Source organism: Amycolatopsis sp. w19, from assembly GCF_051373225.1.
GTDB lineage: Bacteria > Actinomycetota > Actinomycetes > Mycobacteriales > Pseudonocardiaceae > Amycolatopsis > Amycolatopsis japonica.
In genome coordinates this window covers 1-15,982 of sequence record NZ_JBPQFM010000012.1, presented here as the reverse complement: position 1 = coordinate 15,982, position 15,982 = coordinate 1, and the positions used below count along the sequence as shown (strand labels likewise).

17 protein-coding genes and 1 pseudogene are annotated in these 15,982 nt (G+C 68.4%); 8 read left to right on the top strand and 10 right to left on the bottom strand.

Annotation, left to right across the window (positions count from 1 at the left end; translation table 11 throughout):
- Positions 1–783, bottom strand: coding sequence for a TetR/AcrR family transcriptional regulator (locus ACSMFO_RS22900; RefSeq protein WP_436460450.1), 783 nt, complete (start codon positions 781–783; stop codon positions 1–3).
- 78 nt (positions 784–861) lie between these two features.
- Between ACSMFO_RS22900 and ACSMFO_RS22895 the strand changes: the two genes are divergently transcribed.
- A complete protein-coding gene (locus tag ACSMFO_RS22895; RefSeq protein WP_436460449.1) occupies positions 862–3,123 on the top strand; it encodes an ATP-binding cassette domain-containing protein in 2,262 nt (753 codons plus the stop codon).
- A 51-nt stretch (positions 3,124–3,174) separates the two neighbouring features.
- On the opposite strand, the gene ACSMFO_RS22890 is transcribed toward ACSMFO_RS22895, so the two are convergent.
- Positions 3,175–4,029 carry a hypothetical protein gene (locus tag ACSMFO_RS22890; protein WP_436460448.1) on the bottom strand — a complete coding sequence of 285 codons (855 nt, stop codon included), beginning with the start codon at positions 4,027–4,029 and terminating at the stop codon, positions 3,175–3,177.
- Positions 4,030–4,167: 138 nt separating this feature from the next.
- On the opposite strand from ACSMFO_RS22890, the gene ACSMFO_RS22885 reads away from it, so the two are divergent.
- The 4 genes from ACSMFO_RS22885 to ACSMFO_RS22870 all read left to right on the top strand — a co-directional run bounded on the left by ACSMFO_RS22885 (position 4,168) and on the right by ACSMFO_RS22870 (position 7,449).
- Entirely contained in the window at positions 4,168–5,301 is a 1,134-nt protein-coding gene (locus ACSMFO_RS22885) for a metallophosphoesterase (protein WP_436460447.1), read from the top strand.
- A gap of 123 nt (positions 5,302–5,424) precedes the next feature.
- The gene (locus ACSMFO_RS22880) at positions 5,425–6,069 is read left to right on the top strand and encodes a DUF998 domain-containing protein (RefSeq protein ID WP_436460446.1); all 645 of its coding nucleotides are present in this window, start codon (positions 5,425–5,427) and stop codon (positions 6,067–6,069) included.
- A gap of 23 nt (positions 6,070–6,092) precedes the next feature.
- Positions 6,093–6,890, top strand: a complete 798-nt coding sequence (locus tag ACSMFO_RS22875) for an alpha/beta fold hydrolase (protein ID WP_436460445.1) — start codon at positions 6,093–6,095, stop codon at positions 6,888–6,890.
- Positions 6,891–6,903: 13 nt separating this feature from the next.
- Positions 6,904–7,449, top strand: a complete 546-nt coding sequence (locus tag ACSMFO_RS22870) for an O-acetyl-ADP-ribose deacetylase (RefSeq protein WP_436460444.1) — start codon at positions 6,904–6,906, stop codon at positions 7,447–7,449.
- 201 nt (positions 7,450–7,650) lie between these two features.
- On the opposite strand, the gene ACSMFO_RS22865 is transcribed toward ACSMFO_RS22870, so the two are convergent.
- Genes ACSMFO_RS22865 through ACSMFO_RS22855 form a run of 3 tightly spaced genes read right to left on the bottom strand, consistent with a single transcriptional unit; the run spans position 7,651 to position 11,522 of the window.
- On the bottom strand, positions 7,651–8,634 hold the full coding sequence (locus ACSMFO_RS22865; protein WP_436460443.1) for a hypothetical protein: 984 nt from the start codon (positions 8,632–8,634) through the stop codon (positions 7,651–7,653).
- Positions 8,631–9,875, bottom strand: a complete 1,245-nt coding sequence (locus tag ACSMFO_RS22860) for an MFS transporter (protein WP_037341585.1) — start codon at positions 9,873–9,875, stop codon at positions 8,631–8,633. Before ACSMFO_RS22860 ends, ACSMFO_RS22865 begins: the two co-directional genes overlap by 4 nt.
- Positions 9,876–9,935: 60 nt before the next feature.
- Positions 9,936–11,522 carry a discoidin domain-containing protein gene (locus tag ACSMFO_RS22855; protein ID WP_436460442.1) on the bottom strand — a complete coding sequence of 529 codons (1,587 nt, stop codon included), beginning with the start codon at positions 11,520–11,522 and terminating at the stop codon, positions 9,936–9,938.
- A 148-nt stretch (positions 11,523–11,670) separates the two neighbouring features.
- Between ACSMFO_RS22855 and ACSMFO_RS22850 the strand changes: the two genes are divergently transcribed.
- Complete coding sequence (locus ACSMFO_RS22850) at positions 11,671–12,315, top strand: HAD-IA family hydrolase (RefSeq protein ID WP_436460441.1); 645 nt, start codon at positions 11,671–11,673, stop codon at positions 12,313–12,315.
- Between the two features lie 304 nt (positions 12,316–12,619).
- On the opposite strand, the gene ACSMFO_RS22845 is transcribed toward ACSMFO_RS22850, so the two are convergent.
- Positions 12,620–13,087: an NUDIX domain-containing protein gene (locus tag ACSMFO_RS22845; protein WP_436460440.1), complete on the bottom strand. Its 468-nt coding sequence runs from the start codon at positions 13,085–13,087 to the stop codon at positions 12,620–12,622.
- A 141-nt stretch (positions 13,088–13,228) separates the two neighbouring features.
- Here ACSMFO_RS22845 and ACSMFO_RS22840 point away from each other — a divergent pair, with 141 nt between their 5' ends.
- Together ACSMFO_RS22840 and ACSMFO_RS22835 are read left to right on the top strand one after the other, a co-directional pair.
- Entirely contained in the window at positions 13,229–13,669 is a 441-nt protein-coding gene (locus ACSMFO_RS22840; RefSeq protein WP_436460439.1) for a DoxX family protein, read from the top strand.
- Positions 13,670–13,864: 195 nt separating this feature from the next.
- On the top strand, positions 13,865–14,290 hold the full coding sequence (locus ACSMFO_RS22835; RefSeq protein ID WP_350582228.1) for a DoxX family protein: 426 nt from the start codon (positions 13,865–13,867) through the stop codon (positions 14,288–14,290).
- 62 nt (positions 14,291–14,352) lie between these two features.
- Here ACSMFO_RS22835 and ACSMFO_RS22830 read toward each other — a convergent pair whose 3' ends face one another.
- The 4 genes and pseudogenes from ACSMFO_RS22830 to ACSMFO_RS22815 form a co-directional block, all read right to left on the bottom strand.
- Entirely contained in the window at positions 14,353–14,958 is a 606-nt protein-coding gene (locus tag ACSMFO_RS22830) for a GTP-binding protein (RefSeq protein ID WP_026466899.1), read from the bottom strand.
- A complete protein-coding gene (locus ACSMFO_RS22825; protein WP_016336739.1) occupies positions 14,939–15,310 on the bottom strand; it encodes a DUF742 domain-containing protein in 372 nt (123 codons plus the stop codon). Before ACSMFO_RS22825 ends, ACSMFO_RS22830 begins: the two co-directional genes overlap by 20 nt.
- Positions 15,307–15,717, bottom strand: coding sequence for a roadblock/LC7 domain-containing protein (locus ACSMFO_RS22820; RefSeq protein WP_037341577.1), 411 nt, complete (start codon positions 15,715–15,717; stop codon positions 15,307–15,309). Before ACSMFO_RS22820 ends, ACSMFO_RS22825 begins: the two co-directional genes overlap by 4 nt.
- Positions 15,718–15,982: pseudogene (locus ACSMFO_RS22815) on the bottom strand (histidine kinase); the annotation flags it as partial.

The window sequence follows — 15,982 nt, the reverse complement described above, 5'->3', positions numbered from 1 at the left end:
CTACTCCGCTTTGGTCGCGACTTCGATTCCGTCCAGCAAGACGGACAGCGAGAACTCGAAGGCCTCCCTCGCCTCCTGCTCCAGATAGGACACCGTTTCGTCCTCCATGCGGAACGCCTGCTCGGCCTCCATCCAGGTCAGCGTCGGGAATCGCTCGGCGAAGTCCGGCGAGACCTCCTTCAGATGCGCGGACCTCGCGTGCCACCACTCGTCGTCGGACTGCCCTGTCACCTTTTCGGCGAGCCTGGCCTCCGAAGCCGTCCTGGCGGGCTCGCGCACGCACGAGTACAGCGCGCAGACCAGCCGTCGCAGCGCCGCCGGGCGCAACCCGGTCCGGCGCAGGATCTTCACCAGCGCTTCCAGCACGACGTACTCGTTCGGCCCGAGCACCGGCCGCGCCTGCGAGACCTGCAGGACCCACGGGTGCCGCAGGTAGAAGTCCCAGAGATCCTCGGCCCAGCGCGCGGCGTCCGCGCGCCAGCCGTCTCCGTCGTAAACGACCGAGACCTCGGCGAGCGCCTTGTCGTACATGAGATCGACCAGTTCGCTCTTGCTCGGGACATAGGTGTAGAGCGCCATGGCCGTCCGGCCGAGCCTGTCCCCGACCGCACGCATCGAAAGGCCCGCCATGCCTTCGGCGTCCGCGATGGTGATGGCGGTGTCGACGATCAGTTCCACCGAAAGCCCCGGCTTGGGGCCGGGCCGCTCGGCGTCCGGCGGCTCGGTCCGCCACAGCAGTGCCATCGACCGCCGAGGGTCACCCTGCGCCGCGTAGACGACCACTTGCCAACTCCTTACAGTATAAACTAACCTCTGCTACCCTCACTTTACAGGCTAAAGAGTTCCAACCAGGGGAGAGCCATGCCTTCGGCCGCCGACAGCCACGACATGATCCAGGTGCGCGGAGCCAGAGAGAACAACCTCGCCGACGTCTCGGTCGACATCCCCAAACGCCGCCTCACCGTCTTCACCGGTGTCTCGGGGTCGGGGAAGTCGTCCTTGGTGTTCGGCACCATCGCCGCCGAATCGCAGCGGCTGATCAACGAGACCTACACCGCGTTCATCCAGTCCTTCATGGCCCCCGTCGGACGGCCGGACGTGGACGCGCTGCGGAACCTGAGCGCCGCTATCGTCGTCGACCAGGAGCGGATGGGGGCCAACTCCCGCTCCACGGTCGGCACCGCGACCGACGCGCACACGATGCTGCGGATCGTCTTCAGCAGGCTGGGGACCCCGCACGTGGGGACGTCGGGAGCGTTCAGCTTCAACCTTCCCGAGGGGATGTGCCCCGACTGCGAGGGGCTGGGGAAGGTCTCGAGCATCGACATCGACCAGCTCGTCGACAAAGAGCTTTCGCTCGACGAAGGGGCGATCACCGTCCCGAACTTCGCGCCCGGCAGCTGGTACTGGAAGGGGCTGGCGGAGTCCGGTTTCGTCGACCCCGCGGTCAAGCTCAAGGACTACACCCCGCAGCAGTGGGAAGACTTCATGCACAAACCCGCCACCAAGATGAAGCTCGGCGGGCTGAACACCACCTACGAGGGCCTGCTGGTGAAGGTGCAGCGGCTGTTCCTGTCGAAGGACAAGGAAGCGACGCAGCCGCACATCCGGGCCTTCGTGGACAGGGCGATCACGTTCCGGCGATGCCCGGCGTGCGACGGCGCGCGGCTCAACCAAGCGGCGCTGTCCTCGAAGATCGAGGGGCTGAACATCGCCGACTGCTCGTCGATGCAGATCAACGATCTCGCCGATTTCCTCCGCAAGATCGACGATCCGTCGGTGGGCCCGCTGATGCAGACCCTGCGCGGCACCCTCGACTCGCTCGTCGAGATCGGCCTCGGCTACCTGAGCCTCGATCGCGAATCCGGGACGCTTTCGGGCGGTGAGGCGCAGCGCGTGAAGATGGTGCGGCACCTGGGTTCCAGCCTCACCGACGTCACCTATGTGTTCGACGAGCCGACCGTCGGGTTGCACCCGCACGACATCCAGCGCATGAACGGTCTCCTGCTCCTGTTGAAGGACAAAGGGAACACGGTGCTCGTCGTCGAGCACAAACCGGAGACCATCGAGATCGCCGACCACGTCGTCGATCTCGGCCCCGGCGCGGGCCCGAACGGCGGGCAGATCCGCTACACCGGCGACGTCGCCGGCCTGCGGGCGTCCGGCACGCTGACCGGACGGCACCTCGACCACCGTGCCCGGCTGCGCACGGACGTCCGCGCGGCACGCGGGCAGATCGAGATCCGCAACGCCACCCGGCACAACCTGCGCGGTGTCGACGTCGACATCCCGCTGGGCGTGCTGACCGTGGTCACCGGGGTCGCCGGTTCGGGCAAGAGCTCGCTCATCCACGGTTCACTGTCCACAAGGGACGACGTGGTGGTGCTCGACCAGTCGGCCATCCGCGGCTCGCGGCGCAGCAATCCGGCGACCTACACCGGACTGCTCGACCCGATCCGCACCGCGTTCGCCAAGGCCAACGGCGTCAAGGCGGCCCTGTTCAGCGCGAACTCCGAAGGCGCGTGCCCGAAATGCAAGGGCATCGGGCTGATCTACACCGACCTGGCGATGATGGCCGGGGTGGCGACGGTCTGCGAGGAATGCGAGGGCAAGCGGTTCACCGCCGAGGTCCTGACCTACAAACTGCGGGGCAAGGACATCAGCGAGGTGCTCGCCATGCCCGTCGCCGAGGCACGCGAATTCTTCCCGTCGGGGCAGGCGCGGACGATCCTGGACCGGCTTTCCGACGTCGGCCTCGGCTACCTCGGGCTCGGGCAGCCGCTCACGACGCTGTCCGGCGGGGAGCGGCAGCGGATCAAACTCGCCATCCGGATGGCGGAGAAGTCGGCGACCTACGTCCTCGACGAGCCGACCACCGGACTGCACCTCGCCGACGTCGACCAGTTGCTCGGCCTGCTCGACCGGCTCGTCGACGACGGGAACACGGTGGTGGTCATCGAGCACCACCAGGCCGTGATGGCGCACGCGGACTGGATCGTCGACCTCGGGCCGGGCGCGGGTTCGGACGGGGGCCAGGTGGTGTTCACGGGCACTCCGGCCGATCTGGTCGCTTCGGGTGACACGCTCACGGCGCGGCACCTTCGCACCTACGTGGGCCGCTAGCGCGTGCAATGAAAGGTCCTTTCCTTGCAAATTTTGCAAGGAAAGGACCTTTCATTGCAGCCGGGACCGACGCCGAACCGCTTCACGACCGGCCACCGCACCGATAAGCCCCAGCACCACCAAGGCCAGTCCCGAAGTCACCATCTCCACCGGCGAAGCCGCCAGCGGCGAAACCCCGGTCACCGACTCCAGCCCCACTACCGCGGTCAGCACCGAGTAGGCGCCGATCGCCACCCACACCAGACGCACGCGCCGCCGTTCCGTCCAGTCCGCGAACCGCAGCAGCCAGGCGAGCCCCGGCACGATGAGGATCGCGTGCATCGCCACCGCGTGCAGCGGCTTCAGCGCGCCGGCGGTGGTGTACGCGAGCTGCGGATTCCCGCCCCGCGCCTCGACGACGCCGCTCGCGATCATCGCCGCGCCCGCGCCGAGCGCCACCAGCAGCGCGACGAGCCCGAACCGCACCGCGAGCCGCATGCTCGCGGTCGTCTCCCCTTCGCCGCGTATCGCCGCGGCCGTGAACGTCACCGCCGTCAGGATGATGACGCCGCCGCCCGCCGCGAGCGTCGTCGACACGGCGTTGTCGAAGCCGGTCTCGAAGTTGAAATGCGACGGCACCCCGCGCCAGGCCTGCATGCTCACCAGCACCGTCTCCACGACACTCGCCCCCGTGAACACGCCGAGCAGCGTGTTCCGCACGCGTGGCCGGACCGCGACGTACGACGTCGCCCAGGCGACGGTGGCCAGCGTCAGCCCGAACGAAAGGCCGAACGTGACAGCCTTCCGCATCGACAGCGGCCCGGTCCACGAACCGCCGGACGCGATCAGCACGACCGCGTGCACGAGACCGCTGAGGAACAGGAGCGCCCCGGTCGCGTAGGCGACACGTTCGATCGTCCGCATCATGCCGTCGAGTGTCTTCCGCGGCGACGAGGAAAGCGTCGGCCGTGAAGCGACACCGCGCGTACGTCCGTCTACGTACCTGAGACGCCCCTCAGCGAAAACGGCGGTAGAGACCATTGGGCTGTTAGTCTGGCCGTCATCATGCCCCGCATCCTTGTCCGCGTCGCCGCGTTGATCGCCGTCCTCGCCCTCCTGTTCGGTGTGCCGTGGTGGACGATCGTCGGCTCCCCCGAACTCCCGGCCGCGCTCGAAGTCCTCGGAACGATCGTGTTCGCCGTCGCGGCCCTCGCCGTGCCCGCGTGCATGGTCCTCGGCCACGGCCCGTGGCAGCGCGACCTCGCCGCGAAGATCGGCGACCTCTCCCTCGGGCTGATCTGGCTGCTGTTCTCGTTGTCCGTACTCGGAAACGTACTGCGGCTGATCCTCGCCGTGTCCGGAGTGGACAGTGCGGCAGGCATTGTGTCCGGCGTCGTACTGGTGGCCTTCGTGGCGCTGGCGGCGTACGGGATGGCCGAGGCCCGGCGCGTGCCGAGGCTCAAGGAACTCGACGTCGTGCTCCCCCGCCTCGGCGCCGGACTCGACGGCCTCCGCTTCGCGATCATCACCGACACCCATTTCGGCCCGCTGAACCGGACGAAGTGGTCGGAGAAGGTCGTCGAAGTGGTGAACGAACTCGACGCCGACGTCGTGGCCCACGCGGGTGACCTCGCCGACGGTTCCGTCGCCAAGCGACGTGAGCAGGTCGCGCCGCTCGGGAAGGTGCGGGCGAAACTCGGCAAGTTCTACATCACCGGCAACCACGAGTACTTCGGCGAGGCGCAGGCCTGGCTCGACCATATGCGCGACCTCGGCTGGGAGCCGCTGCACAACCGGCATCTGCCCGTCCACCAGGGCGGCGACACACTGGTCTTCGCCGGGATCGACGACCCGACCGGCGCCGCCTCCGGCCTGCCCGGTCACGGCCCCGACCTCCCCGCCGCACTCGACGGCGTCGCCGCGAGCACGCCGGTCGTCCTGCTCGCCCACCAGCCGAAGCAGGTCAAGCAGGCCGCGGAGGCGGGTATCGACCTCCAGATCTCCGGGCACACCCACGGCGGCCAGATCTGGCCGTTCCATCTCCTGGTCCGGCTCGACCAGCCCGTACTGGCCGGACTTTCGCGCCATGGCGAGCGCACGCAGCTCTACACGAGCCGCGGCACCGGCTTCTGGGGACCGCCGCTGCGTGTCTTCGCGCCGAGCGAGATCACCCTCCTGACCTTGCGAAACGGCAAGTAGCCACCCCGTTGCGACACCTCTCGGTGTCCCATCGACACCACCGACAAATTTTTTTGTCTTGACAACCGAGACTTTCGGAGCGAGAGTTGTGCCAACGCACCCCGCCCCGAAAGGCAGAAACCGATGACCATCACCGCCACCCGGACCCACGTCGCGCTTCCCGCGCGCGCCCTGCTCGCCTGTGGCGCCGTCTCGGGCCCGCTGTACTTCCTGACCTCGCTCACCCAGGCCGCCGTGCGCGACGGTTTCGACCTGACGAAGCACCCGGCGAGCATGCTGAGCAACGGCGAGGCCGGCTGGATCCAGGTGACGAACTTCCTGGTCACCGGGGTCCTGATGATCGCGGGAGCGATCGGCCTGAGCCGGACACTCGAACCGGGCAGAGGAAGCACGTGGGGGCCACGGCTGCTGGGCGTCTTCGGCGTGAGCCTGCTCTTCGCCGCGGTCTTCAAGGCCGACCCGGGCAATGGCTTCCCGGCCGGTTCCGGCCCCGCCACCATCAGCACCGCGGGCATCCTGCACATGGCCGCCGGCTCGGTCGGTTTCCTCTCGCTGATCGCCGCGACCTTCGTGTTCGCGAGCCGCTTCTCCCGTGAGGGCCACCGCGGGTGGGCCGCCTACTCCCGCGCCACCGGCATCGCGTTCTTCGCCGCCTTCGCCACGATGAGCTCCGGCAACGCGAACGCCGTCGTCATGCTCGCCTTCTGGGCCGCCGTGATGCTGGCCTGGGGCTGGGTCACCGCCGTCATCCTCCGCACCACCCGCTGAACGACTACAGGAGAATTCCCGCCATGAGCACCGTGACCTCGCAAGACGGCACCACCATCGCCTACACCCGCACCGGCTCCGGCCCCGCCGTCATCCTGGTCGACGGCGCGATGTGCCATCGCGAGTTCGGGCCCGCCAAGCCACTGGCCGCCGAACTGGCCGCGCACTTCACCGTCTACACCTACGACCGCCGCGGCCGCGGCGAGAGCGGCGACACCGCGCCGTTCTCCATCGCCCGCGAAGTCGAGGACATCGCGGCACTGATCAAGGAAGCGGGCGGGACGGCCCACGTCTACGGGATCTCGTCCGGCGCCGCGCTCGCCCTCGAAGCCGCGAAGGCCGGGCTGCCGATCACGAAACTGGCGGTCTACGAATTCCCGCTGGTCGTCGACGACACGCGCCCGCCGGTCCCGGCCGACTACGACGAGCGGCTGGAGAACGCCATCGCCGCCGGTCGTCCCGGCACCGCGATCAAGACCTTCATGCGGGAAGGCGTCCGCGTCCCGGCGCCGGTCGTCTTCATGATGCAGTTCATGCCCGCGTGGCCGAAGCTGAAGAAGGTCGCGCCGACCTTGCGCTACGACGCCGCGTTGTTCGACGGCCTGCACGACGGCACCCCGCTGCCCGAAGGCCGCTGGGCGGGCGTTTCCGTGCCGACGCTGGTCATGGACGGCGGCAAGAGCCCCGCGTGGATCCGCAACGGCGTCGCCGCGCTGGCGAAGGCGGTGCCCGGCGCCGAGCACCGCACGATCGAGGGCCAGACGCATATGCTCAAGCCGAAGGCCGTTGCCCCAATCCTGATCGAGTACTTCACCGACTGACGGAGCGATCCCGATGATCGAACTGGTCGAAGGCGACATCACCGAACAAGAGGTCGACGTCGTGGTCAACGCCGCGAACTCGTCACTGCTCGGCGGCGGCGGGGTGGACGGCGCGATCCACCGCCGCGGCGGGCCGGAGATCCTCACCGAATGCCGGGCCCTGCGCGCGGGCCACTACGGCAAGGGACTGAAGACCGGAGAGGCGGTCGCCACCACGGCGGGCCGCCTCCCGGCGCGCTGGGTGGTGCACACCGTCGGGCCGGTGTGGTCCGATTCCGAAGACCGTTCGGCACTGCTGGCGGCGTGCCACCGCAACTCGCTGCACGTCGCCGCCGATCTCGGCGCGCACACCGTGGCGTTCCCCGCCATCTCGACCGGGATCTACCGGTGGCCCGTCGAGTCCGCGGCGGAAATCGCCCTCGAGACCGTGACGAACACGCTCGCGGCCGGGTCTTGTTCGGTGGAACTGGTGCGGTTCGTGCTCTTCGGGACCGCCGCCTACGACGTGTTCCGGGAGCAGGCGGACGCGATGGGCCTCGTGAGTGGCGATTCGGGGTAAGTCCCTACGTACCTGCTGGTCCGAAGTCCGTGAAGGCCTCCTTGCCTACCCTGAAGGTAGTGAAGGAGGCCTTCACCACCTTCAGAGATCGCCACCTGCACCGCAACTCGACCTTCACACCTTCCCCAAGTACATGAAGGCCCCCTTCCTTGCGCCAGGCGCAAGGAAGGGGGCCTTCATGTACTTCAGGTGCCCGACCCACTACACACCGGCAGGTGAGGCGGCCTGCGCGACCAGCTCCCGCGGCGCCCCGCTCCCGTCCGCCGGAACCGACCAGACCGCCGAGTCCACGCCGTACGCCACGGTCCGGTCGTCGAGCCAGGCCGCCTGGTCGTCCACGCTCCGCGTCTCGGCCAGCATGGTCTCCTTGCCGGAGGCCAGATCGAGGACGGCAAGCCGCCACGGCGCCGCGAGATCGGCGGAGACCTTCTTCTTGAAGGCGATCCGCTTCGCGTCCGGCGAGAGCGACGGGCATTCGACGTTCTCCCGGATCATCCTCGCGACGAGTTTCTCGTAGTCCGCCTCGACCAGGTACGTCTTCCCCTTCGTCCCCACGGTCGCGTAGAACTTCTTGCCGTCGGGGGCGAAGGTGATCCCCCAGTAGTTCACGTCGGACGAGTAGTACGGCTTGCCGTCGAGCAGGAGCCCCATCTCCTCGATGCTCTTCATCAGTTTCCCGGTGGTCAGGTTGAAGATCCCCGCCCTGGTCGAAAACCCGGTCTCCGCATAGGAATCCCCGTTGACGAACAGCGTCCAGTAGGCGAGCTTCCCGTCCGGCGAGACCCGGCCGCGGCTGGGTGTGCCGGGCAGTTCGATCCGGCGGATCTCCTTGAGGTCCTTGTCCAGCACGATGACGTCGGTCATCGGCGGCAGCACCCCCGGCTGCGCGGCCAGGCACAGCGCCGTCCCCGCCGAAGCGGCGAACCGGTCGCAGCTGAGGCCGGACACCTTCCGGGGTTCGCCGGGACGGTCGGCCGGAACGGTGGCGAGATGGCCGAAGTCGGGGCCTTCGGCGGTGTTGCGGAACAGCAGTTGTCCCTTGGCCTGCGCCGAAACCGGCTGCCCGGTCACGACGGCGACCGAGTTGACGGCCGGCCCGCGGTCCCGGGAGAGGACGCCGTAGCCGACGGCCGCCGCGATCAGGACGACGACCGCCGCCGCCACTCCCAGGATCCGCGCCCTCATGCGTAGGTCCGCAACGGACGGAGGACGGCGGCCGCCACGACCACCACGGCCAGCGCGCCCGCGGCGACCAGGACCGCGGCGTGCAGATCCCAGGTGGTCCAGGCGAGTCCGAAAAGGACGGACGCGAGCATCCGCGTCGTCGCCTGCCCGGTCTGCACCAGCGCCAGCCCGCTCGCCCGCTGGTGTTCGGGCAGCAGCGGCCCGGCGGCGGCCATCAGGACACCGTCGGTAGCCGCGTAAAAGACACCGTGCAGCACGAGCGCCAGCACCGCGAGGATGCCGCCGTCCACCGGGCCGAGCAGCGCCAGCAGCGCGACGACCAGCGCGACGTGCCCGCCGAGGAACACCTTCCAGCGGCCGATCCGGTCCGAAAGCCTGCCGAACGGAACGGCGAGCAGCAGGTACACCCCCGCGGTTCCCAGCGGCAGCAAGGGAAAGAAGACCGCGCCGAGTTCCCAGCGGCGCTGCAGCACGAGGTAGAGGAACGAGTCGCTGAGGGTGACCAGGCCCAGCAGCGCCGCCCAGACGCAGATCCGCCGGAACGACGCCTGCCGGATCAGGCCCGCCGTCTCCCGCAAGGAGACCTTGGTCCGCTCGGCTCGTGGCTTCGGCTGGTGGTCCTTGACCAGCACCACCAGGATGATCACGCCGATCGCGGCGATGCAGAAGCTCGTGAAGAACACCGAGTCGTAGCTGCCCAGGCTGAGCCAGAGCACGGCCATCGCGACCAGCGGGCCGAGGAACGCGCCGAAGGTGTCCATCGCGCGGTGCACGCCGAACGCGCGGCCGAGGTGTTCGGGATCGCTGCTCAAGGTGATCAGCGCGTCGCGCGGGGCGGTCCGGACGCCTTTGCCGGTGCGGTCGGCCGCGAGCACGGCGCCGATCGCGACGGTGGACGAACCCGCCAGCATCAGGCCGATCTTGCCCAAAGCCGAGAGCCCGTAACCGAAGCAGGCGACCGCCTTGAGCTTCTGCCAGCGGTCCGCGAGATGGCCGCCGACGAGCCGGACGACGGCGGTGACACCGGAATAGAGGCCGTCGAGCACACCGAACTGCAGCGGGCTCAGGCCGAGACCGAGGACGAGGTAGAGCGGGAGGACCGCGGTCACCATCTCCGACGAGATGTCGGTGACGAGGCTGACCAGGCCGAGCGCGACGACATTCCCGGTGACGGCCCGCTTGACGCCGCTCTTCGGGACATCCGCCGCGGCGTCCGATCCCCTACTGGTGGCGATGTACATGAGAGACCTCCAGCGCCGGAAGGAGGTGCCGCGACGCGACGCGGCACCTCCTCACGGGGATCAGTGGCAGGTGTAGGTGGGAGAGGAGTCGATGGTCTTGCCGTCGAGACCGATCAGCTGGGTCGAGAAGGCGTTGTCCGACATGTTCAGCTTGAGCACGCCGTAGGTCGAGATCGCCTTCGCGGTGGCCGGGTGTTCGGTCTTGACCGGGTAGAGGGTCGCCCCGCCGCCACCGCCGATGATCTGCACCGGACCGGCCGCGTCCTTGTCACCGTCGGCGTTCTGCGGGTAGAAGCGCTCGTAGTGGTGGTCGTGCCCGTTGAGCACGAGGTCGACCTTGTTTCCGACCATGGTCTCCCAGAGCGTCGCCATCTTGTCGTTGTCGCCGTGGTCACCCGAGGTGTAGCGCGGGTGGTGGTAGTACGCGGCGACGCAGGGCTTGGTGTTGCTCTGCAGGTCCTGCTTGATCCAGTTCAGCTGCTCGTCGCTGATCGCGTTCGCGGCCAGACCGGGCGAGAACTCCGTGCTGTCGATGGCGACGAAGTGCCAGTTGCCCATTTCCCAGCTGTAGTAGGTCTTCCCGTTCGGCGTCGCGATCTTGCCGAAGTACTGCTTGTAGGCGCCCAGCGGGGTGTGGTCGTAGGTCTCGTGGTTGCCGGGGACCGGGTGCATGATGCTCTTGTACTTGCCCCAGGTCTTGTCGAAGTAGCTCGTGAAGTCCTCGATGTGGGCGTCGTCGTACTGGTTGTCGCCCATGGTGATCACCGCGGCCGGGTTCATCTGGCCGACCAGCGCGGCGGTCTTCGGGTGGATGCACGAGGACGAGGACGCGGTGCATTGTTCGGCGATGTCACCGGAAGCGGCGAGGACGAACGACGAGCCGCCCGCCTGCGTGGTCGCCTGCACCTGGTTGCTGGCCGCCGAGGTGTTGCCGGCGGCGTCCTTCGCACGGACTGTGTAGGTGTACGCGGTCGACGCGCTCAGCCCGCTGTCGGTGTAGGAAGCGCTTTCAGTTGTGCCGACGACCTGACCGTTCCGCAGCACCTCGTAGCCGCTGACGCCGACGTTGTCCGTCGAACCGGTCCACGTCAAGTCCACAGTGGACGCGGTGATCGAACCGGCCTTGAGGTTCGTCGGCGCGGTGGGCGCCTGCGTGTCGCCGGACGAGTCCGACGTCCCGTAAACCTGCATCTCCCAAAGGGAGTAGCCGTAACTGGTGGCGCGTTTGGTGCCGACGAGGCGCAGGTACCGGCCGCGGCCGGACAGGCCGGTGAGATCGTCGGTCCCGCCGTTGCCGCCGGTGACGGACTTGATCGAGGTCCACGCCGAGCCGTCGTTGGAGACTTCCAGGCGATACGCGCTGGCGTACGCGGCCTCCCAGTTCAGCTTGACCCGGTTGATGGCCGAGGGGCCGCCGAGGTCGATGCGGATGAACTGCGGGTCCACGCCTTCGGCGCTCGCCCAGCGGGTGCTCGTCTTGCCGTCGACCGCGAGCGGGCCGCCGTAGGAGGACGACTCCACCGAGGAGACGAGGACGGGTTTTCCTTGGGACAAAAGGACATCAGCGGCTTGCGCGTTGCCGCTGAGCAGCGTCGGCAACAGGATGGCGGCCGCGCCTAGTGGCAGTAGTCGGGTTCGGGCCTTCACATCGATCTCCCCGGGAATCCGTGGCGGCGGGTTGAGAGGGACGGGTGCGCGGCGTTCACTTCGAGTACACTTGTTCGTTTGGTAAGTTTCCTAACGAATGCGTACGGTAATCCGTACCACTCAGTGAGTCAAGACGTAGACTCGTCCCATGACCGGCGCATTGATCTTCGACTTCGACGGGACGCTGGTCGACACCGAGGCGGCCGTCCTCGTGGCCTGGCAGGAGACCTTCCGCGCCCGCGGCGACGAACTCCCCCTCGACGTCTGGCACACCGTGATCGGCACGCAGAACACCGCCGTCGCCATGTTCGAGCTGCTGGAGAAGAACGACGAGAACCTCGACCGGGTCGCGGTCCGCACCGGCGTCCGCGCCAGGGTCATCGAACTGCTGGAAACCGTGGGGCCGCGTCCCGGCGTCGAGGAGTACCTCGCGGACGCGAAGGAGCAGGGCCTGCGGCTGGCCATCGCGTCCAGCTCGACCGGCGACTGGGTCACTACCCACCTGAACCGGCTCGGCCTCGCGGACGCGTTCGAGGCCGTGCTCACCGGCGACCTCCACCAGGCGAAGCCGAGCCCGGACCTCTACCTGGCCGCGCTCGCCGCGCTGGACCTGCCCGCGGCCGAGGCGATCGCGTTCGAGGACTCACCGCACGGCGTCACCGCGGCGAAGGCCGCCGGGCTCGAATGCGTCGCCGTGCCGAACGCGATCACCGCGGTGCTGAACTTCGACCACGCCGACCTCGTGCTGGGTTCGCTGGCCGACAAACCACTCGGCGAGCTGCTCAGTCGTTGATGCCGCACGCCTCTGCCCGTCGTCGGCACAGGTGGTCGTGCGCGGATGGACGACGCGCGTGATCAGCGGGACGACACGCGTGTCCAGAGGGACGCCTCGCCGTGCCGTCCAACCAGTCACGCGAACTGGGAACGCAGGCGCGGCGCGACCAAAGGCGCGACTCACGTGATCAAGCACGTAACTCGCGTGATTGGATGCCGCGCTCGGTGTTCCGCCGCTGATCACGCGAGTTCCGGCTTCGATCACGCGAGTGCGGCGCCACGTCATGGACGCGGCACTCACGACAGCCCCGGCCCTAAGCCGCTCAGCCGTTGAGCAGCTCGCCCAGCCGGACGAGGAACGGGCGCTGCCCCTTGAGCAGCTTCTCCTCGGCTTCGGCCAGCCCGAACCAGGCGACCCTGTCGACCTCCGGGAACTCCTGCGTCCGGCCCGACCGCGGCGGCCACTCCATCTCGAAGACACCCGGCACGACCTGAGCCGGGTCGAGGTCGCCCTCCACCGCCCAGACCGTCACGATCTTGCCGCCGGACTGCTTCACCTCGCCGAGCGGGAGGTACTCCCCCTCCGGCGCCGGCAGCCCCAGCTCCTCCTGGAACTCGCGCCGCGCAGCGGCCTCCGGCGTCTCGTCCGGCTCGTACTCCCCCTTGGGCACCGACCAGCCGCCCGCGTCCTTCTTCGCCCAGAACGGCCCGCCCATATGCCCGAGAAGCACCTCGGTCACCTCGCCCGACCTGCGGAAGAGCAGGATCCCGGCACTCGTCTTACCCGCCATGCCGTCCAGTCTGGCCTTGCTCCGACCGGGTGATGTGACCGGCCCGCGAAAAAAGTTTCGTCGTGGATGTCGATTCGCGTCGAGCCTGTCCGACGCGTTGTCAGAAGCCGCCCGACAGACACTCCCGGAAGGACCGGAACCATGACGCAGACCATCACCCCCGCCGAGACCACCACCGCCACCACCTCGCGTGCCGCCAAGACCCAGGGCGCGATCCAGTCGGCCGTCCGGATCGTCGTCTCGTTCCTCTTCCTCTGCCACGGTTTGCAGGGATTCGGCTTCTTCGGTGGCGTCGACGGCGCGGGCGGCTCGGTCGAGCTCGGTTCCTGGCCCGGCTGGTACGGCAGCGTGATCGAGGTCGCCGGCGCCGCGCTGGTGCTGGTGGGCCTGTTCACCCGGCCGGTCGCGGTGCTCCTCTCCGGCGTCATGGCCTACGCCTACTTCACCGTGCACGCGCCGGAAGGGCTGCTGCCGCTGCAGAACATGGGCGAGCTGTCGACCCTCTACTGCTGGATCTTCCTGCTGATCGCCGCGATCGGCCCGGGCACCTACGCCCTCGACACCCTGCGCCGTCGTCGCTGAACGGGAATCGCGCGGCCCCTTTCCTGGATTGATTCCAGGAAAGGGGCCTTTTTATCGCGTACCTGTCGATTCGCTGTCAATAAATGAGGGCATAACATGGAATTACCCCCCGAAAGAAAGTTCCCTACCGATGGGATATCCGGCATCCTCAATCACATCAATGGTTTAGACCACCTTGAGCCGGAAGGATGCGTCATGACCCAGACAGCCGCCGCCACGACCACCGAGGTGGGCCCGACCGCTCCGAAGTGGCAGGGACTTGCCCTCTCCGTGGTCCGCGTTGTGGTGTCGTTCCTCTTCCTCTGCCACGGTTTGCAGAAGATGGGACTGTTCGACAAGGCCGCCGTACCGGTCGGCACCTGGCCGGGCTGGTACGCCGGGGTGATCGAAACGGTCGGTTCGCTGCTGATCCTGGCGGGCCTGTTCACCCGCCCCGTCGCGGTCCTCCTCTCGGGCACGATGGCGTACGCGTACTTCGTCGTACACCAGCCCGACGCGCTGCTCCCGTTGCAGAACAAGGGCGAAACGGCCGCGCTGTACTCCTGGATCTTCCTGCTGTTCGCGGTGGTGGGACCGGGCACCTACGCGCTCGACACCCTGCGCCGCCGCCGCAAGTCCTGAAGCGCGTGAAGGCCCCCTTCCCTCGGCTGAGTCGAGGGAAGGGGGCCTTCACGCGCGAAACGTCAGCGGCCCTGCGGCAACCCGGCGGCCAGGTCCGAAAGCGCCAGCACGTGCTCCATCAGGACGGTCAGCACCTGCTTCGTCGACTCGCGTTCCCGCGCGTCGCACAGCAGCAGCGGGACGTCCATGCCGACGTCGAGCGCCTGCCGGACCTCCTCGGTGCCGTAGCGGTACGCGTTGTCGAAGCAGTTGACGGCGACGACGAACGGCAGCCCGCGGCGCTCGAAGAAGTCGACGGCCGCGAAGCAGCTGTCGAGGCGCCGGGTGTCCGCCAGCACGACGGCGCCGAGCGCGCCTTCGGCCAGCTCGTCCCACATGAACCAGAACCGGTCCTGACCGGGCGTGCCGAACAGGTACAGGATCAGCTCGGGGTTGATGGTGATGCGGCCGAAGTCGAGGGCCACCGTGGTGGTCGTCTTCTTCTCGACACCGGTGAGGTCGTCGACGCCCTCGGACGCCGCGGTGATGACCTCCTCGGTGCGCAGCGGGGGAACCTCGCTGACCGAACCGACCATCGTGGTCTTACCGACCCCGAACCCGCCGGCGATGAGGACCTTGACCGCGTTCGCGGTCAAGGATCGCCGGGGCTCAGAGTTTCCGGATGCCATCAAGAACCGCCTGGAGTACGTGTTTGTTGGGGGTGTCGGTGACCGGGGTCGCGGTGCGGAACAGCACGAGGTTCTGTTCGATGAGGTCGCTCAGCAGCACCTTCACCACCGGCAACGGCAGATCGATACGCGCGGCGACCTCCGCGACGGACGTCGGTCTCTGGCACAGGTTGAGGATCCGCCCGTACTCCGGCTCGAAGCCCGCGACCTCGTGCGAGGAGCGCATGGCGACCACCAGGGTGATCAGGTCGAGGCCGAGCGTGTCCGAGCGGGTGCGCCCGCCCGTGACGGCGTACGACCGGACCAGCGGCCCGGCCTCCTCCTCGAACCACGACTCGTGCCGCCCGCTCATGGCGAAGTGGGAGTCGCGGCGCGGGGCGCCGAGGTGAGCACCGCGCCGACCCGCTTGACCATCAGGTTCATCTCGTAGGCCACGAGGCCCATGTCCGCGTCCTCCTTGGCCAGCAGCGCGAGGCACGCGCCGCGGCCGGCCGCGGTGACGAACAGGAAGGCGTGGTCCATCTCGACCATGGTCTGACGGACGTTGCCGCCGCCGAAGTGCCGTCCCGTGCCCCGCGCGAGGCTCTGGAACGCCGACGCGACCGCGGACAGGTGCTCGCCGTCCTGCTCCGACAGGTTCCCGGACCGTCCGATGAGCAGGCCGTCGGAGGACAGGACCACCGCCCTGTCGGCCCCGCTGACGCGCTTGACCAGGTCATCCAGCAACCAGTCGAGTTCACTGACTCCCGCGTTGGCCATCTAGTCACGATCTCCGTACATGTCGAGGTCGGTGTAGTCGTCGGTGGGTTCGGTGTCCCGGCCGCGGCGTGTGCCCTGCTGGAACGCGGCGAGCCGGTTCCTGGCCAGCTCGGGGGTGTCCTCGCGGACCTCCTCGCGCTGGGCGGCGGGCCGGTCCTCCAACAGCTGGGGGACCAGGTTCGCCTGACGGCGGCGCTGCGGCAGCGGTGGCCTGCCGGGCGCCTCGGGGCCGGGCCGCCGGGTCTGCGGCGGACGGCCGTCCTGG